Genomic DNA, 15,631 nt, shown 5'->3' on the forward strand with positions numbered 1-15,631 from the left:
TTTCTCTACCATAGTCCTCGCTCCTTGTCGAACAGCTTGACCAGCGCATTGGCGACAAGTACAAGTGTCAACCCAATAGTTGAGTTGAACAGCCCCGCAGCGGTTCCAAGCTCGTAATCCATCGTCAACAACCGGCGGAGCACATAGGTATCGAGAATTTCCCCTACTCCTGATGTAGGCGGCGTCATTAAGTTATAAATTTGGTCGAAGCCGACCGACAAGAAATGACCAATCGATAGCAAATACATGATAATGACAGTCGGCGCGAGCGACGGCAGACTAATATGCCAGATACGTCTCCAACGGCTTGCTCCGTCTGCGATCGCTGCCTCGTAGAGACTTGGATCGATAGAAGCCAGCACTGCAAAATAGACGATCGATCCCCATCCCGCCGACTGCCAAATGTCAGTCAATACGATTGCCCCATAAAAATAGTCAGGCTCTAGCAACCATAATTGCTCCGATATGCCGAACAGGCCGAGCAGCTTATTGAAGCCGCCTTCACTGCCTAGAAACGGAAACAGGATGCCCGCAAGCACAACCCATGAGAAAAAATGCGGTAAATAGGTCACCGTTTGAATAGTTCGCCGAAACCAGGTCAGACGGATCTCGTTCAGCAGCAACGCTAGTACAATCGGTGCGGGAAACACAAACACCATTTTCAAGAAAGCAATCAGCACCGAATGTCGCAGCGCATTCATAAAGCCATTTCCTTTGAATAACCGCTCAAAATTCTCCAATCCAGCCCAAGGGCTGCCAAAAATGCCCTCCGTAATTTGAAAATGCTTGAATGCGATGACAATGCCATACAACGGCACGTAGCTGAATAAAAGAAATAGCGCCAGTCCAGGCAGCAGCATCAGAATAAGCGCACGGTGTTGCTTGTAGATACGCAATTGCCCTTGCCATCTGCCTGTTGTTCCCGAATCGCTGGTCCTCGGAATCGTGCGTCGCATTTCCATCTTGTTCGATCCTCCTTTATGCAAGACGTTCGATCCTCCTTTGTACACAATCTTTGGTTCATTGGACAGTTCGCCAATAGCGGTTGTTGCCGCATCGAGCTGTCGTTTTACCGATGTCATCAGCTTACGGCTGCTAGCAATCTCAACGCAATCGTCACATTTTCGTGGCCTTTACAACGTCAAATGCGCCGCAGCCATGGGGGCTGCGGCGCATTTGGCGGAATCAGGAACGACTCCGCAGGCGATATTCGCCTGGTGTCATGCCTTCCGATTTTTTGAATACTCGAATGAGATGTGTGGCATTGCCATATCCAATCTCAGTGGCGATGTCTGCGATGTTCAATTCCGTTTTGAGCAATAGACTTTTTGCCTTTTCGATCCGATAACGGGTCACATAAGCAATGAATGTTTCTCCCAAATGCTGCTTGATTAGCTCACTCAAATACGATGGACTGATGCCGAGCTGATCTGCGGCGAGTTGGAGCGACAAGTCTTGGGCGTACCGTTCCTCAATCAATTTCTTCGTCCGATCCATGATCGTTTCCATCCGCAGCCGCTTCAGCCCGTTCAGAAAGTCAATCCCTGGAGCAATGACCGTTTCGCTGAACCAATCGCACATCGAAGGGGAAGCGTTCAACTGGGCAAATTCGGCATACAGGCTACGTCCCGGATATGTCTGTGTAAGGTCGGGGTCGTACTCCTGCAACAACCGGATGATGGAAACGAGCAGTTGCATCGCATACGTTTTGATTAGAGCAAAGGGAAGCCGACTTCCGTTCAGCCCATCGAAGAAGGCGTTCAGTTCCTGCGTTGCCTGCATGCGGTCGTCTTCGCGAATTGCCGCCAACAGCGCGCTTTCGCATTCTGCCGGATACGGCACAGAGACAACCGCCTCCGTCTCTTGGCCCCCGCGAACCACTTCATTGCCCGCCTTCGGCCAATTTTCCTGCAACGCATGAAGTGCATCCTGATACGAAATGGATAGTTCTCGGAAATCGGTGATCGGCCTGCCGACTGCGATCGTCACCGTCTGCTTCAGGTATGACGAAACCGCGTAGCGAATGGACTCCGCCGCACGTACTGTCTCACGTTCGGCGGCATGCTGCGGCATATTCAGAATGACGGCCACGTGTTGACGGGATATTACTGTTTCCGTCGCGAACTTGTCTCGCATCAATTCCTGACTAATATTCGCCACGGCGAACAGAAACAGCTTTATATCTTCGCCGCTCTGGAAGCGAGCGTTCTCACTCGTCGCATCCATCTCCGCCACGAGCACACTGAAAACCGGATCCGGGAAGAGCTGCGTTTCCGCGGGCTTCTGACGCAGCCACGGATCCATGCCGGCATTGTTGCCCAGCAGCGCAGACAGCAGGAAATGGTCACGTAACACCGGCAGCTGGCTGCTCCATTGTGAACGCACATCACCCATTTCCTTGAGGAGCGCGGCAATGCCGTTCTCAATGCGTGTGAAACCCTCGGCGTAGTCAGCATCGAACGGTTCCTGCTCTTCTTCTCCGCTCGCTTCCCCCTTACCCCGCAGTGTCAGGAAAATGCTTCGCAAGCCACTTTGGAATCGTCGAACGTTGAAATACGCGACAAACAGCGAAAGCATTGATAGCGTCACTGTCGCGACAATAATCCAAATCTTGAGTAACTGCGCGTTGCGCGACGCCGCATCCGCGGGAATCAGCATGGCATAGAGGAAGCCATATGCAGCAGAGCGTTCGGTCGTCACGTACATCGCTCCGACCTCTGTTTCCAGTTTGACCGGCCGGCTGCCTTCCACCCCATCGCCACTGGCAAGCAAGTTGCCAATCGCGTCTGGTTTCTCTAGCCTTAGTTGGCCGGCCTGAACAATCGTCTGCCCCTCCGGCGAAAATACGAGTAAACCGCCCCGGCTATCAAATGGAAAAGAGCGGATCATGTCAGCGATGATGCGTGTTTTGACGTTAACGATGAGTGCTGCATCAGGCTCCTCGTAGAAATATGGCAACGGAAGCACATAGGTGAGCGCTTCCGAGCCTTTGCCCGGATCACGATCCATTGCGCGTGGTGTAATCCACAGCTTCGATTTACGTTCCACCGCAGCTTGCCGCAAGTTCGGCAACCATGAGGTATCAAGAAAATTTCCCAGGTCAAATAACAAGTTCGACGTCAGCACGAGCTGCTGCTTGTGATGATAGAGATATACAGAATCGACCGCATGGATCGAAGCTGAGAAATTAGCCAGGTCACGCCTGATGTCATTGACTGCCTGCAACGTGCCGAGCAATGGGATTTCTTGGGTTTTGACGAATTGAAGCATTCCCGCCTGTAGCGAGAACTGCCCTGTCACTTCTTCGATTTGCCGAAGTAATTGATCCACCTGCTCCTTCATCTGAGCGATCGCTACTTCAGACGTCCGTTTCACTTCCGCTTCAATCAGGCGAAGACTTGTGTAATAGCTGAACGTCCCGAAACCGAGCACCGGCACGATAGAAAGAAGCAAAAGCAAGGCGATTTGTCGTTGTCGAAATAATTTGCGTACAAGGTTCATCAGCTTATCACCACTCTTGTTTCCGATTGGATGGGTCTGTTCGGCTTTATTATAGCAAAAGAACGCTTTCATCAGCATCGTCATCTTTTCGGAACTAGCAGTTTGGCGGTAAACATAGGGATATCTGGCGCTATACACATGAAAGAACCCAGGAAACCCAGGCTCTTGTTGTGTATGGGATTTGTGTAGGTTTCGGAGCTCAGCCGCTTTCCTTCAGCATCGCTGACAGCAGCATTAACAGCAAGCCTTGACCGTAGCCTTCCACCCTGTGCTGCGCTATGACGTGGTATTCGCCAGCGTGCTTCTGCACGCCCGTTCCGGCTGACACTCCGCGCAATACACCTTCCCAGTCCACGTGTGAAAGTGCGGCACGCGCTGCACGATCTGCCATCTGAGCATAGGCTTCATCCACGTTTCCGAAGCGAATTCCTTGCTTCACTGCATAGGCAATACCAGCTGCAGCGGACGTTTCCAAATACGTGTTCGGATCGTCGATCACCGTCGTCCACAAACCAGATATATCCTGATATTGCGATAAGCCTGCCAGTTGCTGCGCCAAAATGTCCTTAATTGCGCCCCGTGCTGGCTCCGTTTCCGGAAGCAGAACAAGCAGCTCCGCTGACACGATTGCCGCCCACGCATTGCCCCGCGCCCATAAGCAGCCGATCGGACCGTTTTTACGCTCATCCCAACCGTGATAATACAGGCCGTTCTCCTGCTGTAAATAACGTACATGTAGGAAATATTGGTTGAGTCCCTCGTCTACCGCCTGGCGATTCTCGAACAGCAGCCCTGCCTTGACCAAAAAGAGTCCAGCCATAAACAGCGTGTCAACCCACATCTGTCCGCCGAAGCTCGTTTCCACGAGCGTATGCTCGAACGCTCCGTTCGAAAGCCGTTCCGCGCGGTGCAGCAGGAAATCGGTTCTCGACTTGATGATATCCGCGTAATGTGTTTCACCCGAAGCAACATACAGCTCAATCAGCGAAAAGCACGGCGCCGTCGCATTCACGGTTTCAAACACGCGGCCTTGCTTTAATTGATCGTCAATCCACGTTTTCAAATACTGCAGCAATGAATTGTCCTTCGTTTCCTTCCATAACGAAACCAGACCATATAGCGCGACTCCTTCGCTCCAGTTCCATTCCGCCATTGGCATCCGCCTCGTCGCCTGCGAGACCTGCCCAACTATCGTGGCCAAATTGCGCGACATTCCTGTTCCTCCTCCAGTCTTGTATCTGGATTCAAACGTAAGCGCAGCGCGATTTCATTTCAATGATCAATTTTTTGGGGGCTATTGCATAGCCAGCTTTCCTGCAAACACGGTCAACACGCTGCCATATGCGCCTATTCGTTGGGATAATTAGCACCCAATGTGATTTGACTTATACGCAAGACAAAAAGAAAAAACCCTTAATAGTAAGGGTTTCCTTTAATAAAACTGGGATGCGGTCGGAGGGATTTGAACCCTCACGCCTTGTGAGCGCCACCCCCTCAAGATGGTGTGTCTGCCGTTCCACCACGACCGCATGAGAGATAAAACAATGACCCGTAGGGGACTCGAACCCCTGTTACCTCCGTGAAAGGGAGGTGTCTTAACCACTTGACCAACGGGCCATAACATCGTCATTGAACAACTCAGCCCGTTAAGGACGATAAGTGTTATTATAAAGGATTCTAGAATCTTTGACAAGCCTAATTCTTGGAAAAACTCATCTTCCATTTCATAGCTTAGGAGTCCTCATAACCACGTTACATGGACCATGAGAACCCCGTTACCATCCCTACTATTTCAGTTTAAAATAAGTTACCGATTCGTTCAATGTATCCACAACCGACTTCAGTTGTTCCGACGCAGCAGCAATATTCTGCATCATGGCAAGCTGCTCCTCCGTTGCTGCTGCCACCGTCTGAGATCTCATCAGAATGTGAGATGAGCTTGACGCTGACTGATCCATCGTAGCCGATATTTCTTCGGAGCTGGCCGACATTTGCTCCGTGATGGCTGACGTCTCATGAATCTGCGAGACGATATGTGTCACAGATTGCATAATCGTTTCAAAGCTTTGGTTCACTTCCTGCATCATTTGTGAGCCTGCACTTGCTTCCTGCTTCGTTGCATTCATCGATTGGGATACGCTATCAATCTCGACTCGCGTCTCGTAAATTAACTGATTAATTCCGTCGGCAGATTCGATGGATTGTGAAGCCAATTTGCGAATTTCTTGAGCAACGACATTAAATCCTTTACCATGCTCGCCTGCTCTAGCCGCCTCAATAGACGCATTCAGCGACAAGAGATTGGTCTGGTTGGCAAAGCTCGTGATGCTCGATGCAATCTGACCTATCTCATCAGACTTACGCGTTAACGAGAGAACGGTCATTGACAACTGTTCAACCGAACTCAATATATTCACAATTTGATGCTGCAACTTCGAAAGTAGTTCATTGCCGAGTGTTGCGTGCTGAGAGGTTAATGAGGAGTGATCCGCCATAACACTTGAGTTCTCTGCGACGCGTTGAATCCCAATCGCCATTTCCTCGATCGCTCGGCTCGTCTCTTCACTGCTTCTTGCTTGCACTTCCACTTCCTGCGTCATTTCTTGAATGTTCGAAGCTACATGCTCTGCAGCGTGAGCAGACTCTTTGGAGCTGTCCGACAGCTCCACGGAGGCATCGTGTACAAATTGGGTATTATGTGCAATCGTGCCGATTAGGCTTCTCATTTTGTCAACCATATGATCGACCGATTCTGAAATTTGTCCCAGTTCATCCTTCGCATACCTCAGTTGTGGCTCGTGACGCAAATCTCCCGTAGCAACCTCACTGGTAATGGTCATAATCCTACGAATCACCGACATAATTCTCCATATCACGAATCCGCCAGATCCTAGTAGAATAACGACGACGAACGCAACGCCGACATAAACACCTTTGGCTGTTTCCGTATTTTCCTGCTTAATATCATCAATACTCTGCTTCGCATGCGTGTCTAGAATTTCACCTATCACATTCAGCCCTTCACGCCCCTTCTCAAAGGTGGCCATCAGTTTAGCTTCATTCAGAACGCCTTTGCCAGCACTTCCCGCTTGAACAACCGCATTTGCTTCTTTAACCCATTGATCGAAAGAAGTTTGGAAACTGGATGCACTTTGCTCAATCGTCACTTGCTTCTCTGCATGTGCACTTCCCAGTAATTCCTTTGATTTTAAAATAGCAACCGCCTGTCCGACCCTTGTATTGGTTTGTTCAATATTGTCTTTAAGCACCTGCTGCTGGTTCGCCCTCTCCTCTGCAGTCAAGGTGCCAGCTACCAATAACTGATAAGCGTTCATCGCTTGATACATATCCCGGTCCGCATTCAAAATAAGGGACACACTTTTCTCTGTCGTCTCATACAAGGAGGAAGTCAATGTGTCCGTATTGGAGTCGTTTACCTGTAGAAGATATACGCTTGTACCTAAATAAAACAGAGAAGGTATTAATAGCAAAAAGATAAGACGCATACGGATCGAGAATAATTTAGTCACTCATAGTTCCCCCATTATTAACACTTTTTTATACACTATAGTGGACAAACGTTTAACAGATATTAGAAATTTGTTAGGATTGGGTGAGCTTAGAACGAAAAAAAATAAGCCCAACGGCATGAATGCCATTGAACTTATTTCGTGACGGAGAGAGAGGGATTCGAACCCTCGCACCACTTACGCAGTCTAACCCCTTAGCAGAGGGTCCCCTTATAGCCACTTGGGTATCTCTCCATGTATGGCTCCCCGAACAGGACTCGAACCTGTGACAACTCGATTAACAGTCGAGTGCTCTACCAACTGAGCTATCAGGGAATGAACAAGTTTTATTTTATTATGAAGGAGCTGTTAAGTCAAGCGTATACGATTTCAATTTTCCCCTGCAATTTCCACAAGCAAATTTACGCACATCCATTTTACGTTTCCGATAATACTCCGTCTTGCAATTTACGCACTCTAATCTATATTTATAGGCTTGTTTCGCCCGAGGGCGTGGTAAGGATTGGCAATAACGAGTACCTCCCACTTGGGCTAGCAAGGTTTTGAAATCCTGATCCCGATGCTGATAACCCCGCTTCAATATATGCAAATGATAATGGCAGAGCTCATGCTTGATGATTTTCTCAATTTCATCCCGCCCATAAGTCTCCCACTGGCTCCAACTGATCTCAATATCATGTGATTTCATAAAATAACGTCCCCCCGTCGATCGCAATCTCCGGTTAAAACGTGCCTGGTGAACAAAGGGTCTACCAAACGAATCCATCGAAATTTGCTCAATCCATTGCTGCAGCTCTTGATCCTCCATCTACGAACACTCCCAATGACAAGTCATTAGCACTTTGAATGACCAACCTCAAATACGTCGAATGACAAGTTCTTACTTGAATTTGTACCGTATGTACGGCTATACTGTCAAGTAGAAAAGAAGAACGAATGCTCTATTACAGAAAGGATTTGAACCCTCTCATGCCACAAATGCGCTATGCGATATTAAAGCTTGACCAACAACTGGAATTCGTCGAAATGCCTTCCTCCTATTCCTACCAATTAACAGCTTTGAACCAACGTTTACACAAAGAATTAGAGAAATTAACGGCTGACCATGTCCCTCAGCTTCCACGCGTAATTGCGGAGTGTGACGACTTGGAATTGATCGGTACGACATACCCTTTGATTCAAGGCTTAGACTACATTAATCGACTTGAGCAATCCTTCGCAGGTATCCAAGAGAAATCGTACCCGCTAATCTCGTTATTGACTGAAATTCGTGCGCTGCAAGCTCAGCTTGAACAGTGGTACGAAGAGGAATTTGAGCTCTAAATAAAAGGACCTGCACCCAATACCCTCATTCTTCATATGCTATAAGTACATGGCGAAGAAGGGGATGGGCATATGCCACAATGGCTTTGTAATCAATTAATGCGTGCCTTCCAGAACAAAAACCGCAGACAAATTCGATTATTGAACGATAGCTGGTACTTTTACCGCACTCGCCGCTCTCAAGAGGAGTGGCCCGACAGCCAATCGACGGACGGACCAAGCAAACGTAAATTTTGATAAAAAAGCTAGTACTTGTGCCACAAGTGCTGGCTTTTTTGCTATTGTGTACATAAGACCGAGAAAGAAATAGAGCATGCGAGAAAAGTCAAAATCAAGAACAAGAAAAAACAGTTGCATATTTGAAATGTGCCCTCTATACTGTAAATAAATGTAACAAAAAGTAAATATAAATACCTGAGTGAAGCACACTCGAGCTTGCAGATTGATCTGCTGTTCGTTTGTGCTTTTTTGCGTATTTATTTTGAAAAGGGGGCTTTATTACATGCAGACAAATAGTAGTCAGTGGTTGCGCAGAATGCGCGAGAAGCATCGTAGGTTGTTTTGGAGAAAGGAATTGGAGGATCGATTTCAGGTGCTAAAGGAGAGTGGAAAAGAAGTACATCACGTGTTGAAGGAAGGGGAGGGATTAGAGAAGGTGCAGCGGACTCATGAGAGTGTAGAGCAAGGGCTGCGGGCTGGGGAGCGTGTAGAGCAAGGGCAACGAGCCAGCACGCAAAGTAACGTTATCTCCTTGGAACATAGAAGGTCTGTTGCTAGTGGCTCCCCTCTTCCCCCTACCCTTGCTGAGCTTGAGGCCGATGTGTGGGAGCTTCGAAAACAGTTCATTCTCCAAATCGCCAATCGGCGCAATGGCAAGGTTCGGCTTCAAGAAGTTGCAGCCGAATGCAATGTGAACATACGTATTGCGGCAGAGTGGCTGATTCGCCTCTCGACGGAAGGCATGCTGTCCCTTGTTGCTGGGCAGCGAAATAGGATGACTTATTTGGTGAAGGAGACGGGAGGTGCGCAGAAGTAGAGTTTTAGAGCAAGGGAGCAGCTCGTTCCCCTCGGTTTAATGTATAAACTACAGTTAATTGGCGTGAATTCGGCGTTTTACAGCGTTTAGATGGAAAACCTCCATCTATTCAAGGCCGAACTGTCAGTTTTAAAGAGAAACCCAGAAATTAGCTACATAAAATCCAGTTAGTTCAGCAAATGTGGGGTTGTGTGATGAAAATAGATGGAGGAAATCCAGTTAAACTTAGCGCCACTCCCCACAATGAGAACGTACGATCGTTTACTACGGATAAGTACCCAGGTAGACAGGGCTACGCAGAAAAAACAGTTGGGAGCGAACTCCCAACTGCCGTAACTGCTATCATCAACCTACTATTGCGGTTTCTTCATCGTTAAGCCTACGCGGCCTTTTTTCTGGTCCACGTTCAGTACCCACACTTGGACGATGTCTCCGACGGAAACCACATCCATCGGATGTTTCACGAAGCCATTCTTGAGCTGGGAGATGTGCACCAGTCCATCGTTCTTAATGCCGATATCGACGAAGGCGCCGAAGTCGATAACGTTACGCACCGTGCCGGTCAATTCCATGCCCGGCACAAGGTCCTCCAGCTGCAGCACGTCTGTGCGGAAGATCGGCGCAGGGACTTCGTCCCGCGGATCTCGCCCAGGCCGCTGCAGGCTGTCTAGGATGTCCCGCAGCGTCGGGACACCAACGCCGAGCTTAGGAGCCAGCTCCTCTGGCTCCAGCGTCTGCAGCAGCGCTAGCAGCTGCTGCGAACCAAGCTGCGCGAGTTCGATGCGCAGCTCCTTGAACAACCGATCCACCACGTCGTAAGACTCCGGATGGATCGGGGTGTTGTCGAGCGGGTTCCGGCTGCCCGGAATCCGCATGAACCCGACACACTGCTCGAAGGATTTCGCGCCGAGGCGCGGAACCTTCGACAGCTCCTGGCGGGAGTTGAACTTGCCGTTCTCCTCGCGATACTTCACGATGTTCTTCGCAAGTGTCGCATTGACCCCCGACACGTACGAAAGCAAGGACGGGGACGCCGTGTTCAAGTCCACCCCGACATGGTTAACGGCCGATTCCACAACGGCCTTCAAGTTCTCGTCCAGACGTTTCTGCGAAACGTCATGCTGGTACTGACCGACGCCGATCGCTTTCGGCTCGATTTTCACTAGCTCCGCGAGCGGGTCCTGCAGCCTCCGCGCGATCGAAATCGCGCTGCGCTCAGCGACATCCAGATCAGGGAACTCCGTCTGCGCCAGCTTCGACGCCGAGTACACGCTCGCCCCTGCTTCGCTGACGATCAAGTACTTGAGCTTCCGCTCCTTGATCTCACCGATCAGCTCCGCAACGAACTGCTCCGTTTCACGGGACGCCGTCCCATTCCCGATCACAATCAGCTCCACGCTGTATGTGCTGATCAACTGCTTGAACTTCGCCTTCGCCTCCGCCACCTTATTGTTCGGTGGGGTTGGGTAGGTGACGGCGATTTCAAGCATTTTGCCCGTGTCATCGATGACGGCCAGCTTACAGCCTGTCCGGTAAGCCGGATCGACACCGAGCACGACATGGCCCTTAATCGGCGCTTGCAGCAAAAGATTGCGCAGATTTTCCGCAAAAATCTTAATCGCTTGCTCTTCGCCCGCTTCAGTCATTTCACCGCGCACCTCACGCTCCACAGAAGGCGCCAGCAGTCGTTTGTAGGCATCTTCGACAATCGTTCGCAGCACGTCTCTTACGACTGAATCGCCTCTCACGATTTGACGCAGCATGTACTCGTGAATTTTATCTGGCTGGACATCCAGTCCAACTTTTAAAATCTCTTCCCGCTCGCCGCGATTAATCGCGAGAATACGGTGAGGCGGCAGGCGCTTCACAGGCTCTTGATACGCATAATACATCTCGTAGACAGATTCTGCTTTCGCATCCTTCGCCTCTGTTCGCATAATGCCGTTGTCCTGCGTGAATCGACGCACCCAGGCCCGTATTTTCGCGTCATCTGCGATATTCTCCGCTAGGATATCCATCGCGCCTTGAATCGCCTCTGCGGCGCTTCCAACGCCCTTGTCCGCGTTAATATAACGCGAAGCCTCTTGCTCCAGCGAGCCTTGACGAGGCTGCTTCCAGATCCACGCCGAAAGCGGCTCTAGACCGCGTTCCTTCGCAACGCTGGCTCTCGTTTTCCGCTTCTGGCGGTAAGGCCTGTAGAGATCCTCGATTTCCTGCAGCTTTACAGCACGCTCAATCGAGCTGCGCAGCTCGTCCGTCAGCTTGCCTTGCTCATCGATCAGACGGACAACTTCGATTTTGCGATCCTCGAGATTCCGCAAATATTGCAGTCGCTCCTCGATATCCCGCAACTGATTCTCGTCGAGCTCGCCTGTCATTTCTTTCCGATAACGCGCGATGAACGGAATCGTATTGCCCTCGTCCAACAGCTCCATCGTCGTCTTCACTTTGCCGCTAGGCAGCTGTAACTCAGCGGAGATTTGTTTCAGGATCCTCTCCTGAATCTCCGCTTTCTTCTCCTCGGGAATCTGTACCTTCCCTTTCGGTTCCTCATATTCACTTGCTTTCGGGTTTGACCCGTTGGTCTCCGTTGCAATGGCCTCTGACTCAGCCACCCCAGTCTTTCCTGCCTTCACTTTCGCCTCGTCCACATTTGCCACAGTCATACCCCTCTTCTATTGATCGAATGCCTATGTATGTACAAACCAAAAAACGAGGGTATATCGCCCTCGTCCGTTCCAGACCTTATTCAAAATTCTATCAGTCCCACACTAATTTGCAAAGCGTCGTCAACCTTTCGCATCGTTTCTTCATCCAAATGCGTAATTTTGTCCGTCAGTCTTTGCTTGTCGATTGTTCTGATTTGCTCAAGCAGAATGACCGAATCTCGATCGAAACCGTGCGTCTCCGCATCGATTTCCACATGCGTGGGAAGCTTTGCCTTTTGGATTTGAGCTGTAATCGCTGCAACAATCACAGTGGGGCTAAAGCGGTTGCCGATATCATTTTGGATCACTAGAACAGGACGGACTCCTCCCTGCTCCGATCCTACGACCGGCGAAAGATCTGCGAAAAATACATCGCCACGTTTCACAATCACGTCTTACACCCCGCTTACTAAGCGATCAAGCGTTCCGTCCGCTTCTTCCTCCGCTTGAAAAGCTTCAGATGCCATGCTGAGATTTATTTTCGCCATTTCCATATACCCACGCTGCATGGATTCGCGTAGACTGCGCTTTTTGCGTTCAATTAAATACAGCTTCATTGCCTGACGAATGAATTCACTCCGATTGGAGTTTTCCTTCTCGACAATTCCGTCCACTTCCTGCAACAGATTGTCAGGCAAACTAATCATGATCCTTTTCGTATTATGCGCATTGCTCACACTCTCGCACCCCCAGAAACGATACAAAGACAATATTACCAGTATGTCATTCCAAAAACCAAATTATACAATAGAATATATGCCTCCGGTATATCAATTATGTTACACCTTAAGATATAAGATTGTTAATACATAGTATTCGATACGCTATTCGTGAAACCCTTTTCCAAACCTGCAAATGTTGCATGGTAAATTCATGAAGTAATTTCCTGCATTTTAATAACGGTGCCGCATCAGTGGATTCAAAGCTTCTACACGTTCCCCATTTCGCACATAAACACGTGCTACACGGTGAGAAATCATACAGATGATTTCATAATTAATCGTCCCTAACTGAAAAGCCACATCTTCTGCGGTAATTCGTTCCTCGCCTTGCTCACCGATGAGGACAACCTCATCTAGTGCACTTACATCAGGCACTTCCGAGACATTGATCATACATTGATCCATACAAATTCGGCCGACGATCGGCACTCTTTTGCCACGAACCAGCACCTCCGCTTTGCCTGAAAGCATCCGAGAGTATCCATCCGCGTAGCCAATTGGCAGAGTCCCGATTTGTTCATCACCTTTGGTGTGATAAATCGTCCCATAGCTGACACCTGAACCCGCAGGCAGTGTTTTGAGATGTACAATTCCTGTTTTGAGACTCAGAACTGGCTTTAATTCAATTTTCGTCTGATCCACATCCTCAGAAGGATAGAGACCATACATCGAAATGCCGAGACGAACCATCGAATAAGTCAAGCCTGGCAAATCAATGGCTGCCGCGCTATTTCCTGCGTGAATATAAGGGAACGTCTCCCCTTTATCCGTAAAATAGCTCACAATCCGCTCGAACCGGCCATATTGCTCTAGCGTATAGCTTTTATCGATTTCATCGGCATTCGCATAGTGTGTAAATAATCCTTCTACATCCACGTTAGGCAGCAGTAAAGCTTCTTCTATAAAAGGAATCGCATCTGCTTCCGTATGCAAGCCGAGCCGCCCCATGCCGGTATCCAATTTGATATGGATTTTCAGCTTCTTCTGTAACGCATTTTCTTGCTTCTGACCTTGCTCACGCAAAGCTTCCAAGACGTCACGGCTGTATACCGCAATCGTCACATCCAGCTCCCTTGCACGGTTAATCCCCTCTGGCGGCGTATAGCCCAGAACAAGAATGGGCGCAGTTATTCCCGCATTTCGGAGCTCAAGTGCTTCGTCAAAGAACGCCACACCCAAATAATCCACACCTGCGGCGAGAACCTCTTTGGATACTTCTACAGCCCCGTGTCCGTAAGCGTCCGCTTTAACGACTGCCATCTGCTTCATACCTGCAGGCAGTACCTTCTGAAATTGTTCAATGTTGCTTCGCAGTGCATCTAACGATATTTCTACCCACGTGGGCCGATAAAAAGCATCCACCAGCGTTCACCTCTTCTATCCTATTACAAACAACATTTTTTGTATTTCTTGCCGCTGCCACATGGACATGGTTCGTTACGTCCGATTTTCGGTTCGGCAGCAATGTTAGGTGTATGATTAACTACATAGGCATTCTCGTTGACGAAATAACGGAATACTCGATTGCCAGACTCAAGAACTGTCATCTCGACTGGTTTTCTCTGAAACCCATACTTCACCTCTGAGTCAGGCAAGAATTGCGCTGTTATTACACCGAAACGAACCAATATGGTCGCGACCGCATGTAAGAACACATCAGCACTCGTATCGAGCAAGATACCCGATTGGCGATACTTCTTCCATTCTGTTTCTACTTTATGCTCTTTACCGACAGCCCAACTTGCTAACACACTTGCAATGGCTCTTCTCCAAGCTTGAATATCTTCTGGACGTCCACCCTCATTAACTTCCTCGAGAATTCCCCAGTTCACTCGATTCCAGAGTGCATCTAAGAGGACAACGGCTTGTTCCTGCTCTGTAAGCGCCAAATAAAAGGCTAACTGCTTCGCATTTACCGTAAGTTGCGTTTCTTCTTCTGTTATTCCTAGCACTAATGCTACATAGAAAAAGAATTGGTACACCGGCTCTTGGTCTTGATTCAGTGTCGGTTTACGGAACAGCTGCAAATTCTGCTCCTCATCGAACTCGCTCCAGAACTTTCGCGGCAAATGTTTGCGTGCAGCTGACAATTTGATATTCTTCCCGGTCTGAATAGCCTCTAGGAAAGCTCTGAATTCCTTGACGATTTGAGGTACAGGCGTCCGCCCATCCATCCAAAGCTGCAACAGCTTCTGGTCAACAACGAGAGGTTTTAGCTTTCTCTGCGAAGGTGGTGTTTGTTTTTCAATATAGATTTCTATGTCATTCGAGTTCAGCCAACGTTCCAGTGCATAGTCACTATCTGCTTCCATGTACTGCTCATAGCGCTCTTCAAAATAAGGTTTATGCTTACATACTTCATTCAATGAAGTGGACTGTTCTTTGGAAATCCTAGAAGTTGCCTGTAGGAATTGAATCCACTTTTTGAAAGAAGTCAAATAAGCACCGATATCGGTTTCCTTCGTACTCAGCACATGGCTGATCAAGAACCGGCCTACAAAATCGACAATCGTTTCACCTTGTACATCCTCATAGTTGATTCCATAACGCACGAAATACTCGGTCATCACAAAACGCATGCGATCCACATGTTTGCCGGCTGTTTCTGGCTTCAACTTTCCCTCGTTATTCAAAAACGTTGCAAAAGCTTGCGTCTCATTCTCCCAGAACAGCTGCATCTCTTCCATTGTTACATTATCAATTGTATTCATCTTAAACACTCCAATTATCTATTCGCTCCAAAGTTGCATTATACCAAAAAAACTCCCTTTAGGGGAGTTGGTTAAATATTCTTATCTAGAATGCCATGTC

Annotated in this window: 13 protein-coding genes and 4 tRNA genes; 3 read left to right on the top strand and 14 right to left on the bottom strand. The window is 48.7% G+C overall.

The window, feature by feature from the left end; translation table 11 throughout:
- Positions 1–5: 5 nt before the first annotated feature.
- The 9 genes from AC58PV_RS04050 to AC58PV_RS04090 all read right to left on the bottom strand — a co-directional run bounded on the left by AC58PV_RS04050 (position 6) and on the right by AC58PV_RS04090 (position 7,839).
- Positions 6–1,082 carry an ABC transporter permease gene (locus AC58PV_RS04050; RefSeq protein WP_497431005.1) on the bottom strand — a complete coding sequence of 359 codons (1,077 nt, stop codon included), beginning with the start codon at positions 1,080–1,082 and terminating at the stop codon, positions 6–8.
- A gap of 103 nt (positions 1,083–1,185) precedes the next feature.
- Positions 1,186–3,573, bottom strand: coding sequence for a helix-turn-helix transcriptional regulator (locus AC58PV_RS04055; RefSeq protein WP_497431006.1), 2,388 nt, complete (start codon positions 3,571–3,573; stop codon positions 1,186–1,188).
- Positions 3,574–3,700: 127 nt separating this feature from the next.
- Positions 3,701–4,714 carry a glycoside hydrolase family 88/105 protein gene (locus tag AC58PV_RS04060; RefSeq protein WP_497431007.1) on the bottom strand — a complete coding sequence of 338 codons (1,014 nt, stop codon included), beginning with the start codon at positions 4,712–4,714 and terminating at the stop codon, positions 3,701–3,703.
- Positions 4,715–4,948: 234 nt separating this feature from the next.
- Positions 4,949–5,030: transfer RNA gene (locus AC58PV_RS04065), tRNA-Leu, on the bottom strand.
- A gap of 16 nt (positions 5,031–5,046) precedes the next feature.
- Positions 5,047–5,118, bottom strand: a tRNA-Glu gene (locus AC58PV_RS04070).
- Positions 5,119–5,288: 170 nt separating this feature from the next.
- Positions 5,289–7,031: a methyl-accepting chemotaxis protein gene (locus tag AC58PV_RS04075; RefSeq protein WP_497431008.1), complete on the bottom strand. Its 1,743-nt coding sequence runs from the start codon at positions 7,029–7,031 to the stop codon at positions 5,289–5,291.
- A gap of 145 nt (positions 7,032–7,176) precedes the next feature.
- Positions 7,177–7,265, bottom strand: a tRNA-Ser gene (locus tag AC58PV_RS04080).
- Between the two features lie 5 nt (positions 7,266–7,270).
- Positions 7,271–7,346, bottom strand: a tRNA-Asn gene (locus AC58PV_RS04085).
- Between the two features lie 19 nt (positions 7,347–7,365).
- A complete protein-coding gene (locus AC58PV_RS04090) occupies positions 7,366–7,839 on the bottom strand; it encodes a SprT family protein (RefSeq protein ID WP_497431009.1) in 474 nt (157 codons plus the stop codon).
- Between the two features lie 161 nt (positions 7,840–8,000).
- Here AC58PV_RS04090 and AC58PV_RS04095 point away from each other — a divergent pair, with 161 nt between their 5' ends.
- The 3 genes from AC58PV_RS04095 (at position 8,001) to AC58PV_RS04105 (ending at position 9,390) form a co-directional block, all read left to right on the top strand.
- Positions 8,001–8,354: a hydrolase/acyltransferase gene (locus tag AC58PV_RS04095; protein ID WP_068663130.1), complete on the top strand. Its 354-nt coding sequence runs from the start codon at positions 8,001–8,003 to the stop codon at positions 8,352–8,354.
- A gap of 72 nt (positions 8,355–8,426) precedes the next feature.
- The gene (cmpA, locus tag AC58PV_RS04100) at positions 8,427–8,591 is read left to right on the top strand and encodes a cortex morphogenetic protein CmpA (RefSeq protein WP_141692697.1); all 165 of its coding nucleotides are present in this window, start codon (positions 8,427–8,429) and stop codon (positions 8,589–8,591) included.
- Between the two features lie 265 nt (positions 8,592–8,856).
- Positions 8,857–9,390, top strand: coding sequence for a hypothetical protein (locus AC58PV_RS04105; protein WP_497431010.1), 534 nt, complete (start codon positions 8,857–8,859; stop codon positions 9,388–9,390).
- A gap of 353 nt (positions 9,391–9,743) precedes the next feature.
- Here the strand turns inward: AC58PV_RS04105 and AC58PV_RS04110 are convergent, their stop codons facing one another.
- From AC58PV_RS04110 to AC58PV_RS04130, 5 genes are all read right to left on the bottom strand, one after another.
- On the bottom strand, positions 9,744–11,918 hold the full coding sequence (locus AC58PV_RS04110; RefSeq protein WP_497431375.1) for a Tex family protein: 2,175 nt from the start codon (positions 11,916–11,918) through the stop codon (positions 9,744–9,746).
- A 221-nt stretch (positions 11,919–12,139) separates the two neighbouring features.
- A complete protein-coding gene (locus tag AC58PV_RS04115; RefSeq protein WP_028553893.1) occupies positions 12,140–12,490 on the bottom strand; it encodes a type II toxin-antitoxin system PemK/MazF family toxin in 351 nt (116 codons plus the stop codon).
- A gap of 3 nt (positions 12,491–12,493) precedes the next feature.
- Positions 12,494–12,775, bottom strand: a complete 282-nt coding sequence (locus tag AC58PV_RS04120; RefSeq protein ID WP_028553892.1) for a CopG family ribbon-helix-helix protein — start codon at positions 12,773–12,775, stop codon at positions 12,494–12,496.
- Between the two features lie 216 nt (positions 12,776–12,991).
- On the bottom strand, positions 12,992–14,182 hold the full coding sequence (gene alr, locus AC58PV_RS04125) for an alanine racemase (RefSeq protein WP_497431011.1): 1,191 nt from the start codon (positions 14,180–14,182) through the stop codon (positions 12,992–12,994).
- A 23-nt stretch (positions 14,183–14,205) separates the two neighbouring features.
- A complete protein-coding gene (locus AC58PV_RS04130) occupies positions 14,206–15,531 on the bottom strand; it encodes a YecA family protein (protein WP_497431012.1) in 1,326 nt (441 codons plus the stop codon).
- Positions 15,532–15,631 lie beyond the last annotated feature (100 nt).

Source organism: Paenibacillus sp. J22FR83 (assembly GCF_059691955.1).

Coding starts and splice junctions, on each gene's coding strand:
- AC58PV_RS04050 (WP_497431005.1), bottom strand. CDS start 1,082: ATGACATCGGTAAAACGACAGCTCGATGCGGCAACAACCGCTATTGGC.
- AC58PV_RS04055 (WP_497431006.1), bottom strand. CDS start 3,573: ATGAAAGCGTTCTTTTGCTATAATAAAGCCGAACAGACCCATCCAATC.
- AC58PV_RS04060 (WP_497431007.1), bottom strand. CDS start 4,714: ATGTCGCGCAATTTGGCCACGATAGTTGGGCAGGTCTCGCAGGCGACG.
- AC58PV_RS04090 (WP_497431009.1), bottom strand. CDS start 7,839: ATGGAGGATCAAGAGCTGCAGCAATGGATTGAGCAAATTTCGATGGAT.
- AC58PV_RS04095 (WP_068663130.1), top strand. CDS start 8,001: ATGCCACAAATGCGCTATGCGATATTAAAGCTTGACCAACAACTGGAA.
- cmpA (WP_141692697.1), top strand. CDS start 8,427: ATGCCACAATGGCTTTGTAATCAATTAATGCGTGCCTTCCAGAACAAA.
- AC58PV_RS04105 (WP_497431010.1), top strand. CDS start 8,857: ATGCAGACAAATAGTAGTCAGTGGTTGCGCAGAATGCGCGAGAAGCAT.
- AC58PV_RS04130 (WP_497431012.1), bottom strand. CDS start 15,531: ATGAATACAATTGATAATGTAACAATGGAAGAGATGCAGCTGTTCTGG.